Origin of the sequence: Pedobacter panaciterrae (assembly GCF_013204795.1) — a bacterium.
Taxonomy (GTDB): Bacteria; Bacteroidota; Bacteroidia; order Sphingobacteriales; family Sphingobacteriaceae; genus Pedobacter; species Pedobacter panaciterrae.
On sequence record NZ_JABMKW010000017.1, the window covers coordinates 79,569 to 105,790 of the forward strand.

20 protein-coding genes are annotated in these 26,222 nt (G+C 40.5%); all 20 read right to left on the reverse strand.

All coding sequences use genetic code 11. The features are described from left to right. Positions 1-4 precede the first annotated feature (4 nt). On the reverse strand, positions 5-2,332 hold the full coding sequence (locus HQN86_RS11575; protein WP_172661147.1) for a TonB-dependent receptor: 2,328 nt from the start codon (positions 2,330-2,332) through the stop codon (positions 5-7). Between the two features lie 256 nt (positions 2,333-2,588). Beyond that, positions 2,589-3,461 carry a pirin family protein gene (locus HQN86_RS11580; RefSeq protein WP_172661148.1) on the reverse strand — a complete coding sequence of 291 codons (873 nt, stop codon included), beginning with the start codon at positions 3,459-3,461 and terminating at the stop codon, positions 2,589-2,591. An 85-nt stretch (positions 3,462-3,546) separates the two neighbouring features. Continuing rightward, positions 3,547-3,996 carry a DoxX family protein gene (locus HQN86_RS11585; RefSeq protein WP_172661149.1) on the reverse strand — a complete coding sequence of 150 codons (450 nt, stop codon included), beginning with the start codon at positions 3,994-3,996 and terminating at the stop codon, positions 3,547-3,549. A gap of 62 nt (positions 3,997-4,058) precedes the next feature. After that, complete coding sequence (locus HQN86_RS11590; protein ID WP_172661150.1) at positions 4,059-4,643, reverse strand: Crp/Fnr family transcriptional regulator; 585 nt, start codon at positions 4,641-4,643, stop codon at positions 4,059-4,061. Positions 4,644-4,659: 16 nt separating this feature from the next. Then, positions 4,660-5,256, reverse strand: a complete 597-nt coding sequence (locus HQN86_RS11595; RefSeq protein ID WP_172661151.1) for an RbsD/FucU domain-containing protein — start codon at positions 5,254-5,256, stop codon at positions 4,660-4,662. A gap of 13 nt (positions 5,257-5,269) precedes the next feature. Beyond that, a complete protein-coding gene (locus HQN86_RS11600; RefSeq protein WP_172661152.1) occupies positions 5,270-7,990 on the reverse strand; it encodes a GH116 family glycosyl hydrolase in 2,721 nt (906 codons plus the stop codon). 113 nt (positions 7,991-8,103) lie between these two features. Further along, positions 8,104-9,738 (reverse strand): RagB/SusD family nutrient uptake outer membrane protein, encoded by a 1,635-nt coding sequence (locus tag HQN86_RS11605; protein ID WP_172661153.1) that lies wholly within the window; start codon positions 9,736-9,738, stop codon positions 8,104-8,106. 4 nt (positions 9,739-9,742) lie between these two features. Continuing rightward, complete coding sequence (locus HQN86_RS11610; RefSeq protein ID WP_216854389.1) at positions 9,743-13,105, reverse strand: TonB-dependent receptor; 3,363 nt, start codon at positions 13,103-13,105, stop codon at positions 9,743-9,745. Between the two features lie 168 nt (positions 13,106-13,273). Then, on the reverse strand, positions 13,274-14,428 hold the full coding sequence (locus HQN86_RS11615) for a FecR family protein (RefSeq protein WP_172661154.1): 1,155 nt from the start codon (positions 14,426-14,428) through the stop codon (positions 13,274-13,276). 66 nt (positions 14,429-14,494) lie between these two features. Continuing rightward, positions 14,495-15,085, reverse strand: a complete 591-nt coding sequence (locus tag HQN86_RS11620) for an RNA polymerase sigma factor (protein ID WP_172661155.1) — start codon at positions 15,083-15,085, stop codon at positions 14,495-14,497. A gap of 84 nt (positions 15,086-15,169) precedes the next feature. Then, positions 15,170-15,415 carry a hypothetical protein gene (locus HQN86_RS11625; protein WP_172661156.1) on the reverse strand — a complete coding sequence of 82 codons (246 nt, stop codon included), beginning with the start codon at positions 15,413-15,415 and terminating at the stop codon, positions 15,170-15,172. Between the two features lie 25 nt (positions 15,416-15,440). Continuing rightward, complete coding sequence (locus tag HQN86_RS11630; RefSeq protein ID WP_172661157.1) at positions 15,441-16,097, reverse strand: hypothetical protein; 657 nt, start codon at positions 16,095-16,097, stop codon at positions 15,441-15,443. 29 nt (positions 16,098-16,126) lie between these two features. Continuing rightward, positions 16,127-18,358, reverse strand: coding sequence for a TonB-dependent receptor (locus HQN86_RS11635; protein WP_172661158.1), 2,232 nt, complete (start codon positions 18,356-18,358; stop codon positions 16,127-16,129). A gap of 74 nt (positions 18,359-18,432) precedes the next feature. Beyond that, positions 18,433-19,137 carry a LytR/AlgR family response regulator transcription factor gene (locus HQN86_RS11640; RefSeq protein ID WP_172661159.1) on the reverse strand — a complete coding sequence of 235 codons (705 nt, stop codon included), beginning with the start codon at positions 19,135-19,137 and terminating at the stop codon, positions 18,433-18,435. Continuing rightward, positions 19,134-20,159 (reverse strand): sensor histidine kinase, encoded by a 1,026-nt coding sequence (locus tag HQN86_RS11645; RefSeq protein ID WP_172661160.1) that lies wholly within the window; start codon positions 20,157-20,159, stop codon positions 19,134-19,136. Before HQN86_RS11645 ends, HQN86_RS11640 begins: the two co-directional genes overlap by 4 nt. A gap of 106 nt (positions 20,160-20,265) precedes the next feature. Then, positions 20,266-21,630, reverse strand: a complete 1,365-nt coding sequence (locus tag HQN86_RS11650; protein ID WP_172661161.1) for an aldehyde dehydrogenase family protein — start codon at positions 21,628-21,630, stop codon at positions 20,266-20,268. Continuing rightward, positions 21,627-22,343 (reverse strand): gamma-glutamyl-gamma-aminobutyrate hydrolase family protein, encoded by a 717-nt coding sequence (locus HQN86_RS11655; protein WP_172661162.1) that lies wholly within the window; start codon positions 22,341-22,343, stop codon positions 21,627-21,629. The genes HQN86_RS11650 and HQN86_RS11655 overlap by 4 nt, the downstream gene beginning before the upstream one ends. A gap of 10 nt (positions 22,344-22,353) precedes the next feature. After that, a complete protein-coding gene (locus HQN86_RS11660; protein ID WP_172661163.1) occupies positions 22,354-23,502 on the reverse strand; it encodes an iron-containing alcohol dehydrogenase in 1,149 nt (382 codons plus the stop codon). A gap of 35 nt (positions 23,503-23,537) precedes the next feature. Then, complete coding sequence (locus HQN86_RS11665; protein ID WP_172661164.1) at positions 23,538-24,896, reverse strand: glutamine synthetase family protein; 1,359 nt, start codon at positions 24,894-24,896, stop codon at positions 23,538-23,540. Then, a complete protein-coding gene (eat, locus tag HQN86_RS11670; RefSeq protein ID WP_172661165.1) occupies positions 24,893-26,209 on the reverse strand; it encodes an ethanolamine permease in 1,317 nt (438 codons plus the stop codon). Before eat ends, HQN86_RS11665 begins: the two co-directional genes overlap by 4 nt. Positions 26,210-26,222: the final 13 nt, after the last annotated feature.

The window sequence follows — 26,222 nt, forward strand, 5'->3', positions numbered from 1 at the left end:
ACTATTAAAATTTAAAGTTGTAAGTTACCGAAGGAATAATGCCAAAAAGGCTGGTTTGCACTGCTTCGGTACGTGTTGGATCATTTTCTTTATCGCGGAACTGGATAGAATAAGGGTTTTTGCGGTTCAATGCATTGTAAACACTGAATGTCCAGCTAGAACGGAATTTCTTGGTTTCCTTAGCCTTTAATGTTGCCCCTAAATCTAAACGGGAAGTATATGGCATTCTGTTGGCGTTTCTATCGGTATAATAATAAGTGGTAAGACCACCTACATTATACTTTCCGGCCGGATAGGTTACGGCATTACCAGTGCTGTAAATGTAATTAGCTGATACCGACCAGCGGCGACTAAGGTTGTACATGGCAACCAAAGCCAGGTCATGTGTACGGTCTTGCTTTGCATTATAATATTTGCCTTTATTGATTTCATCAAACTGCCTTTCGGTTTTTGAAAGGGTATAGCTCAACCAACCGGTAAGCTTGCCTTTGGTTTTTTTACCATAAAGCTCAAGTCCGTATGCCCTGCCCTTGCCATACAACAATTCAGATTCAACATCTTTATTAGCTGTTAGTTCAGCAGCATCTCTATAATCTATCTGATTTTGCAACCATTTATAATACACCTCGGCAGAAAATTCGTAAGCATTGCTTTCGCTATTTTTGAAAAACCCTAAAGCTACCTGATCTGCAATCTCGGGCTTAATGTTATTGCTGCTCATTACATATTGATCTGTTGGAGAGCTGGTGCCTGAATTGCTAAGGATATGGATATTTTGGGTATTTCGGTTGTATGATGCCTTTACAGAGTTTCGCTCATTTAAGGTGTAACTTGCCGAAAGACGCGGTTCTAGGTTGAAGTAATTTTTAACAAATTCACCGCTTTTATAGGTTGATGAGGAACTTACTTCTCCTGAACTGTCATATGTATTTATTGTACCGGGCCCCAAAAGGGAAAACTGGCTTAATCTTAAACCATATAATAAATTAAATTTATCGCCAATGGTCCATTCGTCTGAAGCGTATACAGCCATTTCTAATCCGTACCTGTTCTCTATAGAAAGAGGGTTGAAGCTCGAATTGGCCGATGCGGTAATGTCAGATGGTGCTATTCTATGGTGTGTGGCCTGCAATCCGAATCTTAGGATGTGGTTACTGGTATAATATTGCAGGTCTTCTTTAAAATTAAAATCTCTGATCAGGGATTTTACCTTGGCATTGCTATTTTCATCGAGCAGTTCTATGGCATAGTTGTACTTGTTATAGATCAAAGATGTATTTGAAAACAACCTGTTGTTAAATACATGGTTCCAACGGATAGTAGCTGTTGTATTGCCCCAATCGTTTGCAAAAAGGTCTTTGATACCAATATTATCCTGCCCAAAATAGCCTGAAAGAAACAGCGTATTCTTATCGTCAAACTTGTAATTCACCTTGGCATTAATGTCGTAAAAGTTTAACGTATTGTTCTTTAATGCCGAATCGCCCGAGGCTTTAAGCAAAAGATCTACATAGGTGCGTCGGGCGCTAATCATAAAAGAGCTTTTATTCTTAACGATTGGTCCTTCTGCTTTTATGCGTGAGGCGATGAGCCCTAGTCCACCTTCAAAGCCATATTCTTTATCATTACCATCCTGCATTTTAACATCAAGCACTGATGACAATCTGCCTCCATATTGCGATGGCATGCCACCTTTGTACAAACTTACGTCCTTTATGGCATCGGCATTAAAGGTTGAAAAGAAACCCAGCAAGTGAGATGAATTATATACTGTGGCCTCGTCTAAAAGGATCAGGTTCTGATCGGCAGCTCCTCCGCGTACAAAAAAACCTGTATTGCCCTCTCCTCCTGCCTTTACTCCCGGTAAAAGCTGTATGGTTTTCAGAACATCCTTTTCGCCGAATAGAATAGGTACATTGTCAAGATCGGCCATATTGATCTTGTTGAAACCCATTTGAGGGCTCTTTACATTTTCATTTTTCCTTTCACTGGCACTTATTACTACCTCCTGCAAATCTGAAACGGCAGCAAGTTCTATATTTAGTTTTAAGGCCTTGTTTAAGGTGATTTTTTGAGTATTGCTCTGGTAGCCGCTGTAGCTTACGATGAGGCTATACTCGCCTCCATCGGCTGTTAGGGAATAAAATCCGTATGCATTTGTAGCAATACCTGAATTTTGCGTGGCACTTTGCAATCTAACCGTTGCTCCAATCAAGGTTTCTCCGGTTGAAGCATCCCTTACCGTACCACTAATGGCGAAACGCTGCTGCGCAGATAAGAAGAATGGTACTGAAGTAATAGAAAATAAGAGGAAAAAGAGATATACTTTCATAGTGTTTTGGTAATTAACCGCAAAATTATCGTATTAGTATACCATCACCTCCAAAAAACTGATGAAACGGACAAAATAAGTAATGAAGTGTTCAAAAACTCCTTTGAATTGTAGGGAGTAACAATAATACAAAAAAGTGGTAATGACAATCGTCATCTCGAAAGAAGAGAGAGATCTCCTGAATAACACAGGCAAGAGATCTCTCCTATCGTTGAGATGACGACAGCTTTAAACATCTGTCATTGGTAATCTATTTCTAATCTTCCAACACGCCAAATTTCCCCATGTTGAAATCAGTGATCGCTTCTCTGATTTCTGCTTCAGTATTCATTACGAACGGTCCGTAGCTTACAATAGGTTCATTCAAAGGTTCCCCGCTTAACAACAAAACAACACTTTGCTGATTTGCTTTAATGTGAATCTCTTCGCCTTTATTTTCAAATAAAACAAAGCTATGTTCTCCAACTATTTCATCGTTTACCTGAACACTTCCGTTTACAACTAATAAAGCGGTATTGTGGCCGGCCGGAATACTGGTAGTCGTTTCGGCACCTTCATTCAATTTGATGTCAAACAGGTTCACCGGACTATATGTTTCTGCAGAACCTGCAACACCATTGAAGTTTCCGGCAATTACATTTACCTCGCCACCATTGTCTGCAAGCTGCACTTTACCCATACCATCTTTAGTCAACTCCTGATAATGCGGAGCTGTTGATTTGTCCTTTTTAGGAAGGTTAACCCATAACTGAACCATTTCAAAAGGTCCTCCTTTTTTAGAGAAAGTCTCTTCATGATATTCTTTATGCAAGATTCCATTACCGGCAGTCATCCATTGTACGTCACCAGCATTGATTATTCCGCTACTTCCGGTACTATCGTGGTGTGCAACACTTCCTTTGTAAGCAATGGTTACTGTTTCGAAACCTTTATGTGGGTGAACACCAACACCTCTAAGGTGATCTGAAGGCCCAAAATCATATTCAGGATTAAAGTCCAATAGTAAAAACGGACTTATTCTCTCCTGCGGAATGCCAGCGCCCGGGATATAATTAAATACCCTAAACCCATCGCCAACCATATGCGGGCGATCAGAATTTATCACGATTTTTTCAATTAACTTTTTCATTTTAATTCTCCTTTTAATAGTATAACACAAAGTTATCCTAAATAGATGAGCTGTTAATTGATCTAGGATAAGAAGTATGGCCTGGTTATTTGACAGAAAAGTACCACACCCAACCTATAAAAAACAATTGAAGAGGGATGCGCTGCCACAAATAAGACATCCCTTTCCCATCAAACTTTGCAGTTTCATAGTTGATGCTATGCATTGAGGCATATATGTTTGCAGGCAAAAGAAGTATAAAGAAAATGATTAGGAAGTACCCTGCATAAGGCCTAACTGCAGGGAACAACAGGGCTATTCCCAAAACAATTTCCATAATTCCAGTTAAAAATACGATGGAATCTTTAAATGGAATTACGGGTGGTATCATTAGGGCCATTCCTTTTGCATAAATGAAATGCCCTATTGCAGTGAAGCAGAGCATAACCAGCATTGCCAGATTGCCCCCGAATGTAAAATTCCAGTTTCCCGTTATAAATCTCGAGATAATCGAATACAATAAAAAAGTTATTAATAATATAAATAGGGGCTTCATTGTTCTTTGTTTTAATGTTCAACAAAGTTGCAGAATGATAGCTGCGAAAAAAATGACATATGTTAGTTTCGCACTTGAAGCTTACGGATCCGACTAAGGCTTTCGGGCTGAATCCCTAAATAGGAGGACAAATGTTTAACAGAAATATTCTGTATCAACTCAGGATTTTTACTTAAAAGTAACGCATACCGTTCTTCAGCAGTAAAAGCAAGAAGATCCATTTCCTTTCGCAAGCGTTTTACGTATTGAAATTCAGCCATTAAGCGGCCAATTCTTTCTCCTTCATGATCTTTTTTATAGAATTCCTGTAAGTGTCTATAAGGAATAGCAACTACTTCAGCCTCTTCTAAAAGCTCAATAAAAATAGGGCTTGGTTCTCTGCTAATGAAAGAGAGATAAGCGGTTACAAAATCGCCTTCAAATTGGAAATCTACGGTATAATCCCGGCCATCTTTCAAAAAGTAATTCCGGGTTGCACCTGCATTCAGAAAGTAGATATAATTTTCAGTCTGTCCTTCTCTGATTAGAAAATCGCCCTTTTTGAATGTTTTTAAAAGTAAACCGGAAGAAAAGGCATTCCACTTTTCATCAGTAAGCGCTACAAATCCAGAAATTGCCGACTTTATTTTATCGAAATTACAATTCATAGCTATAAAGATAGCTCTATTGAGTATTCAATGCATCCCGCAACTGTTTTTCTTTATCACCATTCCAGTAAGCACAATCCAACTGTAAAAAGACCGAAGTATAGGGAATGGTCTCATTTGTTTTAATGACCAGAACTTTAAACAGTTTCGATTCCGTATCCAATTTCCTGAATACGGAATCATGAAGCATCGTTTGAACAGTTTGATTGCCAAAAATTGTTTTTGATTCCTGTACAAACTGCTTAACCCCCTTGGCCTGACTTTCTGTAATAAAACCTAACTCCTTATCCTGATAGATAATCGGTTTAACATGGTTAGACAAATTGATTTGTGTAAGTACCTGTTTTAAAACAGGCAGCAAACCTTCATTAATATAAATGTATTCCATTCCCTGAGCATTTTGCTCTGGAAAGGCTTTATCGACAACAAGAATCCAATTCCTGTGACCCAGCATAGGCAGTTTCTGATTAAGTTGTTCTTTCCAGTTCTGATCCTTATTCGCAACATCTCCGTTTGTTTTGCTTGCAGGTTCCTGGCAACCAGACAAGATTACTGCTGTAGTAAACAATAAAACTGTAAGCAGTTTTTTAAACATATCATCTAATTTTTTCATGCTACTTATCTATCTATGAAAAGGTAATATTTAAACGCTCATTGGTTTTAACGCTGATCTTCTTATTGCTGGTAATCTGCAATTCGGCACCGTTCTGTTTAAATTGGACAGGAATATTTTGAGCGCCCAGCATTACGGAAACAGATTTTACAGTGCCTGAGCCTATTTTGTTAAAAGCCAGTTCCTGTAACTGCAACTCGCCATATTTCAGGTGTATGGTGTGTAATTGTTTAGCGCCTGTTTTTTTCTGTGTATAGCTGCCCCATCCATTAGCTGAAGTAAAGGGAGCTTTAAAATCCTCTGCTTTCCAGGCAGGCGCGAATTTGATATAACCTTTAGGGCCATGGTACTCAAAACCACATGCGTTAATAAAGGTCCCATAACTTGCCATAGCCCTTGCATAATGGTCGCTGCACTCTATCTCATTGAATGGGTTTCTTTTAGCTGCATGATACCTGTCGTGAATAAATCGTGTAAGAATCAGGCTCTCTTGTACCATACCTTCGGCCATCAGGTGTGCTGCAACCTGATGTTCAAATCCGCTCATACATTCGTGAAAGTACCCGAGTTGCCAGGTTACATTCTCTCCAAAAGGCTTAGGTTCGTTATGCGGATTGGTATTCATGACCATTCCACCCTCTCCTGGCAAGGCATATGGCCTGCCACCAACATGGGTTTTGATGTATGGGCCAACATCGGCAGTAAAGTTATATTTCCATAAGGCTTTTAGAGCAGCAATGGCTTTGTCTTTACTCAATACCCTTGGTAATCCTACCTGAAACGCCCAGCTTTGGCCGTATACCTGATCAATATGACAGGTATTATAGGAGCCCAGGTTTTTACGACCCTGAACCTTATCTGGCCGATGAATAAAGTATTCGCCATTAAACAGTTCTTGTTCCATATTCTTGCCACCGTTGGTTACATAGGTTTCACAAGTCTGTGCAAATGCAGTGTCGTTCATTTCCTCTGCCATGGCCTGGCCTGCTCTTGCCGCAGCAATACAAAGACCAACAATCCATGCAATTTCACCTTCCCATACTGCATCAAGGGTATTCTCCATTGGTGTATCCGTCATACCATCACCATTCTTATCCTGGTCTAACATGAACTGGGTTGCCTTTTTGATTTTTGGCCAGTTGGTTTGCAGAAAAGTATTGTTGGCACTCATTTGATGCTCACGGTAAAACCTGAGTACAGTGCCTGCTTGCCCGTCAATGGCCGGTCTGTTTTCGTTTTCTGCACGGAATATAATGGCGCCACTGTCTTCCTTAAACCCAACACCTAGATCTACACGGTGTCTCAGGTCGCGCTCCAGTTCAGGAAATATCCTGGCAACCGCTTGTGCATATTGCCATACGTGCGTACAGGTTCCGGCACAAGCACCAACGCCCTCCCAGCTCCAGAAGCGGCCGTCAGCAAAACGATAAGTATTTGCCGTTGCCAGTGTATCAATATTAATAAACGTGCGCTCCAGGAACCAGTGTGGAAGCGTAGCGTCATTCCATGTGGTACTCCACAACTCGGTTGTATTTGTTAGCTTTTCAAAATTTGATTGCAGGTATGCACTTACTGCACCGGCGTCCTTAAATCTGGTAGCGTAATGAAACCCTTGTTCTGCGTCCTTAACTATTTTCTTGAGGTTAACATTTGCATTGTTGAAATGCCAGCTGATTGAATAATCGGCTTTAAGAGATTTTCCGGGACTAACAGTCTCTCCAAATTCAATTCCTCCAACCAGTTTTTCAGGTGCATCTGCAGTCGAAGAACTTGTAGCCGCAGCTCCAAAATGCTTGCTTTTAACCGGCCACGGATCAAGCGAGGCATATGTTTTACTCTTTGTTTTGTGTAAGGTAAAGCACATTGTACCGCTATCCTGAGCATTTTTCACATCATCGCTAACTGCTTCAAAAGAAGAGAAGATGCTGCTTGAATTTTCGACTGCCAGCACCTCATTTTTCCTTTTTCCGGTGTTTACTTTTCCGGTCAACTTATTCGCGCCATTTTCCATCCAGCCTAAAACCGCAACATTTATATTGCTGTTGCTGATATTCTTTACTTCTACACGCAAAATAGTTGCAGGCAAAGCCGAATTTTGTGCATCCAAAGGAATAAATGGCGAATACACCTTTAGGTATACTGCTACAGGAAAATCTTTACTGCTATATTTTATGGTAGCCATCGGGTAGGCTGGCTTAAATTCGATCTCATCCCAATGCTCTTCACTTAATTCTTTAATAAAGGTTTTGCCGTTAACCACTGCCTTAACCGCAAAGCCTTGCTCCAAAACACGCTTGTTATTAGCAATAGCCGGTTCAATATAGGCCGAGCCATCTCTGGCACGGATCTTTCTTACTTCTGTTCCGTCATTCCAGTTCACGGTTTTAGGTTCTATCCCTTCCTGTGCACCTTCGAATGTTTCATTGTAAATTTGCCATAGCCAGAGCCGTCCATCGCCACCTACATATACGGTTCCGGCGTGAAGGCCGCCAACAGGCATTCCAATATATTTAAATTCATTTTTACTTTTATAATAAGCCGTCTCTTCGCCCCGGTTGTAAAGAGATTTGACCCATTGTGGATCTAAGCCTTTACTTTCGGGTATGTTGTGAAGAGGATAGTCTAACGCAAATATACTTTTACCCCATACCGGGAATTGCACCGCTGCCAGACTAGCCGTAAGCAAGCCTGCTTTTTTAATAAAATCTCTTCTGTTGGATGGTTTCTTGTGCATGTTAAAAATCTCTATTTCTGTTTAATCTTATACTTGGTTAGCGTTTACATTTAGTGGATTAACGATCCGAAAATGCTTTCGGATCGTTAAGATACAATGAAATTATCAGAGGCTTACCAACCTTTATTTTGTGGTAAGAGGTTCTTATTTCTGTCTATTACAGATTGAGGAACCGGCCATATATAATTTTTGTTTGCGTTAAATACTCTGTCCTGAGCTTTAAACATAGGTTTCGTCCAATCGCCTACAGGATCAGCAACATTACTGTTAATCCCGTAAGCAGGTTTGCTTAATACCAATTCGGCAGTTTTCCATCTAAGCAGGTCAAAGTACCTTTTGTGTTCTGCTACGAATTCATGGCGACGTTCTTCCCTGATCGCATCCCTCATTTTAGCCTGATCGCCAAGCAATGCATCCACACCGGGAAGCCCTGCTCTTGCCCTCACCTTATTCATTGCCCAGGTAATTTTGGTATTTCCCGGATCTGATTCATTCAATGCTTCAGCAAGTATTAGCAATGTTTCAGAATAGCGATAGATCGGCCAGTTGGCCCAGTTCTCTCCGGGTTTAGGGTTAGTAGGGTCATTAAATTTCAAATACATATAACCGGTTAAGCCTCCTCCTTCATTGTTCATCCTTTCGGGCATATTATAAGATGGATGTGGCTGATAAGGGGTAAAGGTTCCATTTGGCCTTAATACAGGAACACCCGGAAGCATAAAAGTCATTTTTAACCTCGCATCCCTGTTTTCATAAGGTTTGTTAACATCATAAAGTGCCGATGTTTTAATGGACTTTCCGTCTGTACATTCATAGGAATCGATCAGATCCCTGGTTGGACAAAAACTTGCCCAGCCTTCACCGGTTATACCTGTTCCGGTAGGAGAAGCCAGTACTGCCAGGAACTGGGTAAATTTATCCTGAACATATTGGTAGGCCAGGATCACTTCTTTATTGTTATTATTGGCTTCTTTTTTAAATAATGATGAATAATCATCTTCAAGATCGTAACCCATTGTAGTTACTTCATTGGCAGATTTAGCTGCCTCTGCCCATAGAGCTGCATCGTTCTGGCCATTGTGAAACTTTTTCATACTGGCCATGTAGAGATAAATATTGGCCCTTAACATTAAGGCTGCCGCCTTTGTAATACGACCCTTATCTGCAGCTGCTCCATAAGTAGCAGGTAATCCTGCTATAGCAGTCTCTACATTTTGCAGTGCATAATCCAGGACTTCTTGTTTAGGGCTACGCGATAAATTCGACTCTTCAAGTGTAACCGGTTTTTCCTTAATCAAGGGCAAATCTCCAAACAGCTGGGCCATACGAAAATACCTCATTGCCAAAATGAACCTGGCTTCGGCATCAAATCTCCTTTTAAGATTTGCATCTATGGTCATGGTACTTAGCTTGTCAATAAAATACAAGGCCCTTCGGATTTGGTCGTAGCGCCATTCTTCAGCAATATAACCGTCAGTTGCAGAGTAGGTACCCATGCTTATGTAGCCCATTCCTCCTTCGCCCCAGGCATTGGTCATTACCGAATTGTCGCTGCTGCAATCCCGCCAGAAATCACGACTGTCCGGTAAGGTAGCATATACCGCATTAAGACCTGTTTGCGCATCATCCGCTGTCTTCCAATACGTAGCATCAGAGGATTGATCAAGTGGTGTAGTATCTAAAAAACCCTTTTTACAACTGCTGGCAATTAAGATCAGGGCAAGAAGGTAAATATATTTTCTTTTCATTTCTTTAAAATTTAAGGTTTAACCCGAATGATAATGTTCTTGAAAGCGGATAATATCCTCCTTCCGGATCAAAACCAGGATAGTTTGTTATGGTAGCCAGATTTTGAACAGATGTAAAAAGTCTGAGCGAATTAAGTTTTAGTTTGCTTAATACAGATTGCGACAATTGATAACCAAGTTGTATATTCTGTATTTTTAAGTAATCTGCTTTTCTTAACCAATAGCTCGAAAATTTAGTATCATTGGATGTATTTTGGATCGATAACCTTGGATAAGATGCATTGGGATTATCTGGAGTCCAGTTGTCTAAAGCAAGCGGACGGGCGTTTTGGGAAAGGAAAAAAGCCCAGCCTTCATAACCACTCATATACCTCATTCCGTTCAATGCTCCGGTTACATTTGCTGAAAGATCAAAATTCTTCCATCCAAAATTAAGGTTAGAACCAAATCGCATTACAACCTTGTCATTTAAGATCACCCTGTCTTTACCATCGATAACATTGTCATTATTGGTGTCCTGATATTTGATATTTCCGGGAAATACATTTGGTCCCTGATTTGGGCTGTTTGCAATCTCATCAGCGTTTTGAAATAATCCGCTAGCTTTTAACCCATAAGGCAATTGATATTGCAAGCCAACATCCGTATAAGTATCGCCAATTTGAGGGCCTTTACCGGCAAGATCAACAACTTTGTTTTTAGAGAAAGAGGTATTAAAATCAAATCCCCAATTAAAATCACCTGAATTATCCTTATAGTTTACCAGGAATTCCCAGCCTTTGCTATCCATTTTCAACAAATTGCTAAATGGCGCCGGCAACCCAAATTCGGCACTCACCGGAGGATTGTTTAAAATATTATCTCGTTTATTCATAAAGTAATCGACCGTGATCGCTATCTTCTGACCAAACAAAGTCATATCTATACCAATATCAGTTTGTTTAGACTCCTCCCAGCTTATTCCTTTGTTAACAGACACCCCATTGTATGCACCAGGAACAGTAACTCCATTAAACCCATAAATGATAGGCGAGTAGGTTAACACCTCGGCCGTTGGGTACAGGCCAACTTTCTCAGCATCTCCCAAAATCCCCCAGGATCCGCGAAACTTTAAACTGCTAACCCACGGCAGTGTAAAGAAAGATTCTTTATGAATGTTCCAGCCTGCAGAAAAAGAAGGAAAATAGCCCCATTTATGCCCCTTGGCAAAACGTGAAGAACCATCGGCACGGATATTTGCCTGCAAAAGATATTTTCCATTGTAATCATAGTTCAGTCTTCCGAAATAAGACCTGATGGCTACATCTGAAGCAGTACCGGAATTTTGCATATTGGTTGATGATCCTGTATTTAATACATCTATGTTCCCAAAAGGAAGATTATCTCTATAAGCACTAAAGCCATTGCTATAAACATACTCTTGCGAATAACCTGCTAAAGCTTTAAATGTGTGGTTACTTAAATTATAGGCATAATCGGCCGTCGCCTGAAAAACATTCCTGTAGTTGCTGGAAAAACTCTCAGTCAGTCCTGTTACCAGGTTTTTCCTTGCAGCTATTTCACCTTTATCATCATACAAATTGTAGGCAAGTAACCTATCGGTAGTACGCTGATCTGTTGAAGTTCTGGCATATGAACCTTTAATATTTAAGTTTTCTATTGGGGTATAGATCAGGTCAGCTACCCCAAACAGTTCTTTATACTTTGCATTATTATAACCACCCTCATTTAAGCCGGCAATGGTATTACCTACCATAGAAGAACCTAAGCCATATTGACCCTGTGAAGTATAAATAGGACTGATAGGTGCAGCACGGGCAGCCTGCGACTGCCATGCATCCGTTCCACCCTGAGGTTGCAGGATGTAAGTTTGAGTATATTGCAGATTTGTAGCAAGTTTAAGTTTGTTGGAGATTTTAATATTTAGATCAGGACGGAAAACATATTTGTTATAATTGTTATTTGGCAAGGTTCCATCCTGATAATCATATGAACCGGAAACGCGATAGGTAATATTTTCGGTTCCTCCGGAAATTGCAATGTTATTGGTGTTAATAATGGTATTATTTTTATAAATCTCCTTATACCATTTGTTGTCGGAATATTTTCCCGCAGCCAGATCCTCAAGCCCTTTAGCTCCGTAAAGTGGTTGTTTACCATCATTTACGAGGGCCTGATCCCATAACTTCATATAGTCTGCAGAGCCTACAAAATCAAGCATAAACTGAGGTTTTTGTACACCAACGCTGCTGTTAACTTCAACCATAGGTTTTCCGGTTTTGTTCCCTTTTTTTGTGGTAACCAATAAAACTCCATTGGCAGCCCTGGAACCATATATAGAAGCTGATGCTGCATCCTTAAGTACAGAGATGCTCTCGATATCGTTAGGGTTTAAAGTATAAATGTTACCGGGGAAGCCATCAATCAACACCAATACACCCGAACTGCCACCAATTGTGGATGTTCCGCGGATATTCAGTGACGCACCAGATCCTACTGCTCCGGAACCTTTCGAAATATTTAATCCCGGAACCGTTCCGGCAAGTAATTCCTGAACATTGGTTACAGGTCTGGAAGTAAGTGATTTTTCAACGTTTACCACTCCCACAGCTCCTGTAAGGTCCGCTTTCTTTTGAGTACCAAAACCAACCACAACAAGTTCTCCAAGTAGTGCTGATTCTTCCTGAAGCACCACATTCAGGTCAGAATTTTGGCCATCGGCAATGCTGATCTCTTTTGATTGTGTGGTGTAGCCAATAAAGTGCCAGGAGATTTTGTATACGCCTGGTTTTAGATTGCCGAAAGCATAATTACCGGCTTCATCAGATGTTTTAGTAAAGCTGGCACCTTCGCCATCCAATTTAATAGTTACCCCTGCCATCGGCAGCCCTGTTTTACTTTCTGTAACTTTTCCCTTTAAAAAACCCGCAGCTACCATATAAGTAGTTCTTATTGGAATAGCGGGTTTAATGATCACTGTTTTATCTACAATGGTATAAGTAATGGGTTGGCCGGCGAAGCACTGCTTAAGTACTTCATCCAAAGAAGCGTTGTTGGCCACAATATTTATCCGCCGGCTTCCTGAAAGCGCCTCATCTCCATAGAGGAACTGATAGCCACTTTGTTTCCCAATCTGCTTAAAAACCTCTTTCAGGCTTTTGTTTTTGGCCGACAAAGTGATTCTCTGCGCATTTGCAGCAATACCCATTTGAAGAAATAAGGTGACTAAGAAAACAAAGGTTAGTTTGGCGCGCATTAATATTTTCTTTGTTAATTGCTGGTTAAATACCCCACTGATAACATCAGGAGAATATTGCTGGTGTATAAGCATAATTAGCTTATGCATCAAAAAAGTATAAAATTTCATACATTTGGTTTGGTTAGTTTTCATGAACCGTTTATTCTTAGAGAATATCGAACGATTCAAATTATTTGATTTTGTTTAGTCGCAATGATCAATATGGAAACCCCTGCTTTGCCGGAAGTGTTATCAGCGCTTCCGGTATTTTAAGGTTCATTTGATGATAAGTATGGCTTATGGCATAACTATTATTCTCCTTTCTTTAATTTTAAAATGAACCAGATTTGTGAATTCAAGCATCTTTAATACCTGTGAGACATCTGCATAACGGGAAATAGAACCAGTAAATTCTTTCCCTGAAATGTCTCCTTTATATTCTACATCAACATTATACCACCTGGATACCTGACGCATGATGCCTTCCAGTGGCTGACTGTTGAAAGTAAACTTATTGTTCTTCCAGGCCATAACTTCCTCAAGATCTGCTTTTGCAACCTTCAGTTCCGAGCCCACAGCAGACTGCTCACCCGGCTTCAATATCACATTTCGTTTTCCACTTCCGGTTTGGGCCAGCACCCTAACTGATCCTTCCAGCAAAGTTGTTTTCAGGCTGCTTTCATCAGCATAGCTGTTGATGTTAAAATGAGTACCCAGCACTTCAATAACCTGCTCGCTGCTGCTTACTTTAAGTGGCATTCTTTTGTTTTTAGCTACCTCAAAATAGGCCTCGCCGGTTAAACTGACATTTCTTTCTTTACCTGTAAAACGGACAGGGAAACGTACTTTTGTTGCGGCATTTAGCCAAATGCTTGTACCATCCGGTAAGATTACCTGATATTGCCCTCCTTTTGGGGTAGTAATGGTATTGAAAGATAAATCATCGCCTAGTTTATATCCGCGTGTGGTACTATAAACCAGCTGTCCACTTTTTGTTTTTTTAATAATTACACCGGACTCATTTGCGAGTACCCCATCCTGTACATCATTTAATATAATCTGCTTACCATTGCCAAGGGTTAACACCGCTTTATTTCCACCTGGATTGATGTCGATGTGCTGTTCCTGCTTTACTATTTGATTTCTATTAATAATTGGTTGAGGATAAAAATAAAATGCAAGTCCAACCACAATTATTAATGCTGCAGCAACCGCTATGGCTTTATAGAATCTAAATATTTTGTTGGGTTTAAAAGCAGGGTTAGATTGTGTAGTGTTCGATATGACCTTCCAAATTGCATTTTTAGCAAGCATAGGATCAGCATCGCCTTGCGGAAGTTTGCGATTCAAAACTTCTTCCATATAAAACCGCTCAATAAGCGCCTTTTCTTTCGAAGTACACTTTCCAGCTAAATACCGGTCTATAAGTTGTTCTACACTTTCTTTGTTCATGAGGGCATGGTCTTAATTTTAGTAAAGACACTTGCCAAAGCCCGGGGGAGTAGAAGAAAAATAAAATTATTTATTTAAATACCAGGCAACCATAATCAGAAGGGTTGCGGGAACTGTAAGCCGTAATCGAAGTATCCGGATTGCATTGGCTACTTGTTTCTTAACCGTTTTATCTGAAATGCCAAGCTGGTCAGCAATTTCACGGTGCGACAGGTATTCTTTACGGCTATATTCAAAAACCTCCCTCATCTTTTTAGGGAGGTTTTTAATTTCAGCTTCTATAGCTGCAGCCAGCTCTCTCTCACTAATCTGATCGATAACAGAATCATTATGAGTAGCGGCATATGCCCCAAGCGCCTCAATAAATTTATCACTGGTTTTACGTTTCCGAATAGTATTTAAAACTTTATGCCTGGCAGTAATATAGAGATATCCCACCAGATTAGTCTTAAGATCCAATTCAGCCGATTTTGTCCAAAACGTAATAAAAAGATCCTGTACCACATCCTGAGCCTCGGCTTCATCCTTAAGCATCTTTAAACAATGCACATAAAGAATGCCCCAGTACCTGTTGTAAATTTCTGAAAATGCATTATGATCTCCGGCTTTCACAAGCTGGATCAGCTGATAATCAGAAAATTGACTATTTAGATTCATGGAAGCACCCCCTATTTGGCTCTATTTGATTAAAGATAAATACTTTACATGATAGAATTTAAAATATGCCAAAATCGCTTAATACTATGGCAATTTCATTTCGTTTTCTGTACAACGCCAGCCGCCTTTACCATCGCCATGCTTGCTGAATGCAAAACGCATCAATAATCCATTTGCTGCAATGAACAATATAATTGCCAGTATGGCGGCAACTTTTGTTAGTGAAACAAGGGTTGGATTTTTAGAAAACCCACCAAAAATATAACCGATGATAAATACCATACAAACACCAAAAAGTATTCGTATGAACATGATAATTGCGAATCCCATGATCTTAAATTTTAATTGTTAATGATTATTTGTTTTTACCTAATAATTCCTGGTTCTCTGTTTTACCCCAGTGTGGTTGAATACTTGATTGCTCCTTCTGAAGCAAGGCAAGGCTTCTGGTTGCCAACTGCTTGCCAGCCTCTTTATCGCCTCCCCACATTTTTGGGGTCTTATACATTTCCCAGGCTTTTACATAGATTGCTCTGGGGTTTTCAGGATTGAGTTCCTGTGCTTTTACACGGTATTGCTGAGAAAGGACTCCGTATTTTCTTCCATATGTCATTGGGTTGATGAACACCTTTGTACGGTAGACCATACTGAGCACGGTATACAGCTCTGAAAGCTCCTTTTTTTGCTTTACGGTATCGAGCAGTGATTTGGCCATTTGCACCTGCTCTTCTCCGCGGTTGCTAAAAGGCTCTATACTTTCGCCATCGTCCTGATTGATGAAACCTACTTTCGCATTGCAAAATGCGGCATAATAATAGGGCAGCCAATCTTTTTTCTGCTGGGCTGCAATCTGTAAAAATTCTTTCTCCAGCAGTTCAAAATCTTTGGCCTTAGTTGCCTGATCTAATTTAGTTACCGCATTTTGTAATGCATTTGGTTTTCCTTGTTCCTGTGCCGCTGAAGTAAAATAGAATGATACCAGGGCCAGAATAGCTAATACTAACTTTTTCATGTTATTGATTTTTAATGGTTAAAAAATATTTATTGATTTTTGTCGAGGAAATCGCTGGTGCGGTCTATCCCGAAGCTCATGAATATGCCTGCATAGAAAAATCGGGTGGCAGGCAGTGTTATGGGCACTTTATTGGTGCCATCCAGACTATAATTATATCCGAATACCTGCTTAGTGCCCAGTATATTATTTACCCCTACACTAAATCCGGAAACGGGCCTTTGCTTCCAGCTGCTGAAGATTGAAAAAAGGTGGGCAATCTGTAAGTTCATTACACTGTATGCTTTTGTTTTTCCCTGATCAAAGATCTTGCAGGCATTGTCATCAGCACTGTATCTGATATCATAATACGGCCTTCCTGTAGCAATTGCATAGGATACATTCACATAGGTATTGATGTCCTGAAAATTTTGTTTAATTGCAATGGTTGCCGTATGCGGCGTAGCAAAAGCAGGTTGCAAAGCAAATGGGTAATTGAGGTAATTGCGTTTGGTATCCAGGTAAGTATAAGTAACCCAGTAATCAAGATTTTTAATCGTTTTTTTATCCCTGAAAAACAACTCTACCCCCTGTGCATATCCACTTCCTTCATTATTAATAACAGGGATTGTTTTTACAAGATCGTTGTATTGCTTACGATAAGCCTCTATCCTGAGGAAACGGTTGTTTGCTTTTTTGGTATAGTTTAGCATGTAATGTGCTGCCCTTGAAAATTTCAGGTCAGTGCTCCGGTACAAGATTTCGTTCAATGGTTCCTGGTAAAAAATGCCGTAAGCCAGATTGAATTGTCCGCCGTCTTTTAAACGATATGCCAGACTTGCACGTGGTGCCACAACTGCCTTATTTAACAAAGAAGAGTACTCTATACGGGTTCCAATTTTTGCAGCCAGATTTTTTGCCAGGTAAATATCGCCCTCAACAAAAGCTGCCGATAGGTTGTCGATAATGGCAAGGGTACTATCGTTGGAAAAGCCCCTGTCCCGGTTATAAAAGTGCTCTGCTCCGAAACGCAGTGCCTGATTGTTTGAAAGTGTATTGGTAAATACTATTCTACCCTGCGCAAAGTTAGATCTGAATAATTTTTGGGCATTCTTATAATTTAGTGCGTCATCTTCTAGATTTACGGGCTGTCCATCGATGTTTAAAAGACCATTAATGGTATGATCCTCATTATAACTATAGACTAAACCTGCATCAACCTGCCATTTATCTGTTAAATAATCTTTATAGCTAAGGTTATTGTAGATGCTCTTTCCTTTTACCTGATAGCTGGATCTTAGTGCTGTGCTATCAATATCAGCATTACGCATACCAACATCACTGATGTTCCAGTTGGTATAAAACTTGAGCATTCCGGTTTTCCCTGTTTTTATTCTAAAATTCGCATCCCCCTCAATATATTCCGGCCCCCTAAAATAATCGGGTTTTTGTTTAACAATAGAATTATAAAATGTTGCATTGCTATAGCGCAGTGTAACACCATAGCTGCTTTTCTTATTGCGCGATAACTGTTGTATACCTGCATTGGAACTTGGCGGAAAAATGGCAAAATAGGCCGATGATTTTTCAGGGAGCTCATTGCTTTCGAGAATCAGGGCACTACTCATTGCCTGGCCATATAATGCGGAATAACCACCGGTACTAAAAAGTATACCCTTAAACAGAATCGGATTAACACGTGCATACTGCTGCACACCAGGCACCCTTGGATAGTTTGGATTTTTGAGCAGTGTACCATCAATAAACTGCTTAGTCTCGTCGCCTGTTCCGCCGCGGACAAACAAGCCATCCAAATCGCCGACTTGTTGTGCGCCCGGCAAGGACCGCAGGGCTAAGGATAAATCAGCCATGCTCCCGGCAACAGTAAAGGCATCCATTGCGGTAAGAGAGGCCCCTTTAGCCTTATCGCTTGCTTCAAAAGACCCGGCACTAATGGTTACTTCGTTCAGCGTTCTGGTATCTGGCTTTAAAACAATGTCCAGATAAAGGGATGAATCTAAGCTGATGTCTTTTTTGAACAGTTTATAACCTATTGAGGATACAGATAGCACTTGTTTTCCTTTTAAACCTTCAATACTGAATTTACCTGTGCTATCTGTTTTAGCTCCTTTATTTGAAGGGCTTAATAAAACACTTGCAAGTGGAATAGCATTTCCTTTATCACTTTTTACAGTTCCTGAAATCCGGTATTGGCCAAAGGCAAAAGAGAAGGCCGATACCAACAAAATTATGATTATGTATGTTGCGAAATTTGTTTTCATTGCCTGCGGGTTTTGTATAACTTACAGGCAAACTTATGCTGAAAACCAATGCAGTTTTTGGAGAGTAGACTACATCAGAAATTTTGTAGACGAGACCGGAGATTCTCTTTATAAAACTCACTTACCGGAATTTCTTTATTGCCAATACAGACAAAATCCCTTTTAACGGCGGTTATCTTTTGCACAACTACAAGAAAAGATTTATGGGTTCTTACAAAGGAATTTGCAGGAAGCTTTTCTTCCATTGCCTTCATGGTCATGCGGGTAAGCACCGGCTTATCGCTGGTCGACAAATGAATTTTGATGTAATCTTTTAACCCTTCTATATATTCAATATCTGCTACTACAATTTTAACAAGGGTATACTCTACATTTACAAAGAAGTCCTGAATCTCATTTACATCGTTGTTCTGATTATGCTGCAAACGGAACAATTCATTGGCGCGGTTACATGCTTTTAAAAAACGTTCGAAACTGAAGGGCTTTAACAGATAATCTACTACCTGCTGATTGAACCCCTCCAACGCATATTGTTCATAGGCTGTTACCAGGATCACCATTGGCGGATGCTGCAAGGATTGCAGGAACTGCAGTCCGCTTAGACCGGGCATTTGTATGTCCAGAAAAATGAGGTCCACCTGTTCGGTTTGTAAAACTTCATAGGCTTCGAGTGCATTTTTACAGGTTTTAATTAACTCTAAAAATGGCAGCTGCCGGATGTTATCTTCCAAAAGATCCCGAACCAGTTTTTCGTCATCAATGGCAATACATTTGATCATTTAAGCATTAAAGTTAAGGTAATATGGAACAAATTGTTTTCCGTTTTAATTTTTAAGTTATGCTTGCCTTTATAAAGCAGATCTAATCGGGATTTAACATTGGCCAGTCCGATGCCCGAATTTTCATCTTTACTGGAGTTGGGCTGATCATCAATCTGGTTCTCTACTTCAAATAGCAGCACATCATTTTTTACGGACGTACTTATGCTTATTTTAGGATACCCCTGGTGGGCGACACCATGTTTAAAAGCATTTTCGACAAAAGGGATGAGCAGCATTGGCTCAATGGAATAATCTCCATTTTCTATGCCAGGATCTACGTTGTAGTTGATTTCAACATCGTTACCAAAACGCAATTTCTGTAATTCTATATAGTTATTAAGATAAGAAACCTCTTTGCCCAGCGCTACCTTTTTCCCTTGTGTATCGTACAACATATAGCGCATGAGTTCAGAAAGCATGATCAGAGAAGGTTCCATTTGATCTGATTTCTTTCTGGCCAGCGATACCAGGTTGGTAAGCACATTGAACAGGAAATGTGGACTGATCTGAGAGCGCAGAAACTTTAATTCGGTAGACAGCTGTTCTGCTTCGATCTTTTGCTGTTTCCTGTCGGATATGATCTTATCAACTACCTTACGATAAACAATACTAATTACAAATATTCCGATAGAAGGTGCAAAGACAAATTTATAAGCCGACATGTCGTTTAGGACATCGGGGAACCACCATAAAAGCAGGTGGTATTTTAACTGAAAGGAACTGATTATAAGAATTGCCGATGCAATAATGTATAACCACCACCACCGCCGGTTTAGTAACCGGGGTATGAGGTAAAAGGCATTAAAATAAAATATAAAAAGATGAATAAAACCCGCAAGGGTAAAGAAAGGCCCTGGTATAGGCCCTATTTTATAATCGTGTTCTGCAGAGGAAACAAAATAAGGTAACAAGAGGATCATTCCCCAGACAAATACATGAAGGGCAATACTGATGTGCTGGAATTTAACAGATATTTTCATTAGCCTCTAGTAACAAATTACAAAGCTACTTATTCATACATGTAACGAAATAAAGAGTAGACGAAGCAGGCAATTGTAGCGACAACAGCCTGCTTTTACTATGGCACTAGCTTCTCAAGTGCCAGGCTTTAGGCTTGGCAAAAGCACGCAAACCCTGGTGGGATAAGGTAGCACCTATACCCGAATGTTTTCTGCCACTCCATGGCACGCCCGCACTTACCCTGTCGCAGCAATTCCAATATCCCGTACCGGAATCAATTTGCGAAAGAATGTGTTCTGCCCTATCTATGTTATCAGAATAAACGGAAGCTGTAAGCCCATAGGCCGTATCCTTCATCATCTCCAATGCTTCATCGTCATCCGCTACTTTCATAATTCCAATTATAGGCCCAAAGCTTTCTTCCTGCATCACCTTCATATCATTAGTTACATTGGTGAGAACAGTAGGTTCAAAATAATGCCCGATATGGCCTTTGCGTTTACCCCCCTGCAATAGAGTAGCTCCTTTTTCTATAGCATCTTCTACCTGATGCTTTAGTACATCAATTTGTTCCTTTCTGGTTAAAGCGCCTATATAAACTCCATCTTCTGTTGGTGGGCCCGATTTCCATGATTTTACTTCTTTTACAAAGGCGGCCACATAATCGTCATATACATTTTCATGCACGTAGATACGCTCTACCGCGCAACAGCTTTGTCCGTTGTTATAGAAGGCCCCATCAGCGGTACCCGCAGCTACTGCAACAATATCTTTTACATCATCTGCAACATAGAGCGGATCTTTACCGCCAAGCTCCAGCTGACAAGGAACCATCTTTTTGGCTACTCGTTCGTAAATGTGTTTTCCTGTTTTATAGGAACCGGTAAAGAAATAACCATCGAAATCCATATCTAATAAATGTTCTCCTGTTTCTTTAGCCCCGATAGCGATCTGAAAAACATTTTCAGGTACACCTGCTTTTTTAAGTAGGCGCTCAATTTCCAGTCCTGTTAAAGAAGCATATTCCGAAGGTTTATACATTACTGCATTTCCGGCAAGCAGGGCTGGCACAAATACGTTTACCCCAACCAGATATGGATAGTTCCAGGCCGATATGTTACAGATTACACCAAGCGGATCATAAGAGATCTTTTCTTTCAGTTCATCGGTATCAGTAACCCACTCATCTGAAAGGTATTTCTCTGCATTGCTAATCATCCATTGAATCCTTGTTCTGGCCCCGTTAAGTTCATTGCGCGATTGCTGTAAGGGCTTGCCTACCTCAGAAGTAAGTATTGCCGCAAGTTTTTCTTTTTCTAAATCCAGCAAATCGTAAAACCGATGGATAACGGCAATGCGTCCTTTTAATGATTGCTTTGCCCAGTGTTTTTGAGCAGCTTTAAGCAGGTTATATTTATTATCTAACGATGCCTTGTCGTTTTCTATTAATATGGTAATAATTTCCTCTGTAGCCGGATTTACAACATTCATCTTTTATGATTTTTTACTGCTTCTATAAACTGTTCTTTAACTTTTTGAGAGAGTGGGTTCGATTCCTTTTCTTTCATTCTTTCAGGATGCCATTGTACGCCTAGCATAAAAGCTTTGTCGGTTTTATCTTTAAATTCCAGGGCTTCAATGATACCGTCGTCGGTATCTGAATACGCACTAACCATTAAATTCTCACCAAGGTAATTCGGATTAATTCCCTGATGGTGGGCGCTGTTTACTTCTCCTTTTTCTACACCGGTTACGCTATACAGCAAGCTTTCCTTTTTAACATTTACGCCATGTACTTTGTCCTCAGCAACTTTTTTGTGGATTTGATTCACCTGCTCGCCATTGTCTTCAAATACTTTGCCCCCCTCAAGGATATTAACATATTGCATGCCCCGGCAGATTCCCAGAACAGGTACTTTGTGATCTTGTGAATAGGTATAAATCTGTAGTTCAAACTGATCTCTTTCGGGTAAAAACACATCCGGCTTATGTGGATAATCTTGTACCCCACCATACAATTCAGGAACTACGTCTATTCCCCCGGTTAAAACAAAGCCATCACATAACTGAAAATCGTAAATATTATCCTTTTGAAAAGAAAGCTCTATGAGTTCAATTTCATCTCCCAATTCCTGCGAGGTAAACCAATTCCAATAGTTCTGAAAATTGGTTTCGGTATAGCTTATTCCAATCTTTTTTTTCATTAGAATATCATTAAAGCGCCTTTAAATACAGTTGTTTAAAATCTTCGCGGCTTACCGGTTTAGGATTGTTAGGATGTGCAAAATCGGCAAGGGCGAGGTCTGCTAGTGTTTCTATATGTTCGGGTTTTACACCGATGTCTCTTAAATGATGCGGGATATTTACTTTAGTATTCAGTTCAAAAAGGTATTTTACCACCGCTTCGCCTGTTTCTTCTTTTAATTCAAGCGTCCGGGCTATCCTGCGGAATTTGTCTTCAAAGCCGGCAATATTAAATTCCATTCCGTATGGGATGTTTACCGCATTGGCCAAACCATGATGCGTATCGAGTAAGGAAGAAAGTGGATGTGCGAGAGAATGCACCACACCAAGTCCTTTTTGAAAAGCAATTGCGCCCATCATAGAGGCCATCAGCATTTTACTTCTGCTTTCCAGATCAGGTTTGTTTGTCGCTTTTTCGAGCGCGTCTTTTATTAACGAAATGCCCTCTAGTGCTATACCATCGCACAGCGGTTGCGGATTTTTTGCCAGAAACGCCTCCATATTGTGGGTAAGCGCATCCATACCTGTTGCTGCCGTTATAAATGGAGGTAAATCCATAGTAAGTACCGGATCAGCAAATACAATTTGTGCCATTAACTTTGGAGAGAACAGGATCTTTTTCTGATGTGTTTCATCATCAGCGATAATAGCACTTCTGCCTACTTCGCTTCCGGTTCCCGAGGTGGTTGGAATGGTAATAAAATGTGGGACATCGTTGGTAACGTAAACATCCCCACCAATCAGGTCATCGTATTTAAACAGATCCTCGCGGTGATTTACCCTTAACACAATTGCCCTGGCCACATCCAATGCTGCACCGCCACCAATACCAATAATGCTATCTCTGGAAGTATTATCCCACACATCGCCCCCTTTGTATACATCGCTTTTTACAGGGTTTTTGTGAATGTCGTTAAATACTTCTACTGAAATGTTATGCGCTTGTAAATCGGCTACAATGGCTTTAAAAAATGGCAATGAAGCTATGGTTGGATCGGTAACGATCATTGGCCGTTTTAATCCATTCTTTTGCAAATAAGCGGGCAATTCCTTTATAGCCCCAGCTCCGAAACGAATGGTGGTTGGGAAATTATACTGATATACTTTATCGAATGTCATATGTATGGTTACTATTAATCAAATTATACCTGAGGTTAAATAATTTCAAAGTAGCGTTTAAGCTCCCAATCTGTTACTACTTTGGCGTACTGCTTCCATTCCCACTCTCTTGTTAACGTAAAATGCTCAACAAACTGATCGCCAAACAGCTCTTTTGCTACTGTTGATTGTTTCATTTTTTGGGTAGCTTCATAAAGGTTGGCCGGCAATACTCCGTTTGAAAGATCCCGGTAACCATTTCCTTCGGTAGCCTCCTTTTCCAGTTTCATTTTGTTTTTAACTCCATATAAACCCGCAGCAAGGCAGGCAGCCAAAGCCAGATATGGATTAGTATCGGAACCTACTACCCTTGTTTCCAGACGCGTTGCTTTTGCGTTGCAAGGCAATGCCCTTAAGGCAACCGTTCTGTTGTCGATACCCCAGGTTAGGGTAGTTGGGGCCCAGGCCCCTTCAACCAATCGTTTATAACTGTTAATGGTCGGAGCAATCATTGGCAATATTTGCGGCAAACAATGCAATTGCCCAGCTATATAGCTTTTCATCAGTTCACTCATTTTGTGCGGATCCTTTTCGTCGTAAAACAGGTTATGTTTCGAATCCTTATCCCACAAACTCTGATGAACATGTCCGCTGCAACCAGGAAGATGTTCAGTAATCTTTGCCATAAAGGTAGCCATAACCCCGTGCTTATAGGCAATTTCCTTGACCGCAGTTTTAAACAATACCGCCTGATCTGCCGCCTGTAAAACAGGCGCATATTTAATGGCTGCTTCGTAAACCCCTGGCCCGGTTTCTGTATGTAAGCCCTCTATAGGTATTCCGAATTTGCAAAGCAGATCAAAAAGATCTGTCATGTATTCATTTTTTAAGGTACTCCGTAAAATGGAGTAACCAAACATTCCAGGAGTTAAGGGTGTAAGGTTTTGATAGCCTTTTTGGTGTGCTGTTTCTGGTGTTTCTGCAAAATTGAACCATTCGAATTCTTGTGAAAAATAGGGTGAAAAGCCACTTTGTTCAGTATCTGCCAACACCTTACGCAGTAACTGCCGCGGACAGGTATATCCTGGTATTTCATCATCATCTACGAAGTCGCCCAGGAAAAAAGGAATATCATTTTCCCAGGGTATTTTACGGAATGTACTTAGGTCAAGCTTTACCAGTGCATCGGGATAGCCGGTATGCCAGCCTGTAAATTTCACATTATCGTAAGCTACATCACCCATATCCCACCCAAAAGTAACATCACAAAATCCTAATCTTCCTTCTGCTAAAGAAATGAACTTTTCGGCAGAGATATACTTGCCTCTTAAAACGCCATCAATATCGGCAACGGCGAGTTTTACTTTTCCTGACGGATGCTGCTTTACATATGCTAATATTTCTTGTGTTGTCATGCATGAGATGGTTTAAAGATTCTGTACAGCAAAAAGGTTACTATCAATATGGAGAAATAAATAAGTCCGAGTTTAAAATTGAAAATGAACATTGCAATAATAGATACAGTTGCAATGACGAGCGAGATAACCGGAAATGCCGGATAAAATGGAGCCCGAAAAGGTCTTGGCAGATCAGGTTCCCGCTTCCTCAGGATAACAATGGAAATCATGGAAATGATATATAATGTAAGTGCTCCAAAAACAGAGACAATGATGATCTCTGATGTTTTACCGGAAAGCAATGCCAGAATACCGATTACCATGTTTCCTATAAGCGCATTTGCCGGGGTATGGAATCTTGGAGATATTTTGCCGAGAAATGAGGGGATGTTATGTACCCTGCCCATTTCATAGGTTGATCTTCCGGCAGCAAGTATAAGTCCATGAAAAGAAGCTACCAGTCCGAATAAACCAACAGTAATTAGCAGGTGGTACATGAGGTGATTACTGCCTGTTATTTTTGCAAGGGCCAAAGGAAGCGGAGAATCTGATGTTTCTCCGCTTATTCCATTTTTATAAACTATTGCTTCCCATCCGGCGATGCCGGTAGCTGCAATAAAGATTAATACGCACAGTATAGCCAGTGTAAAGATGGCCCAGCCAAATCCTTTGCTGATGTCTTTTTGCGGGTTCTTGGTTTCTTCGGCCACATTAGCGATTCCCTCGATTCCCAAAAAGAACCAGATGGCAAATGGAATGGCTGCAAAAACGCCTCCCCATCCATTGGGCATTGCATTGTGGGTAAGGTTTGCTACCTCGAACTTTGGCAAAGCGATACCTGAAAACAAAAGCAATTCTCCTACGGCAAGAACAGTAATGATCACCTCAAAAGAGGCCGCAGCTTTTACACCATATACATTGAGCCCGGTAAACACGAAGTAAATGGCTATGGCACTGGTTAGTATGGGCACTTGCGGAAAAAATGCATTGAAATATGCACCAATTGCAAATGCAATGGCTGGCGGAGCAAGTATAAACTCTACAATCTGGGCAATACCGGCTATAAAGCCGATATTTTTGCCCATCGCTTTGTTTGCATAGTCAAATACCCCACCCGCCTTGGGGATAGCGCAGGCAAGTTCCGCATAGCTGAATGTAAAGGTTACATACATTACCATGATCACTATAGTGGCTATAGCCATCCCCCCTGTGCCGCCTTTTTCGAGACCCAGGTTCCATCCAAAATACATACCCGAAATGACATACCCTACTCCAAGCCCCCAGAGCATAAACGGGGTGAGTGTTTTTTTTAAACCTTTGTTTTCTGTCATTTGATGATTTCGG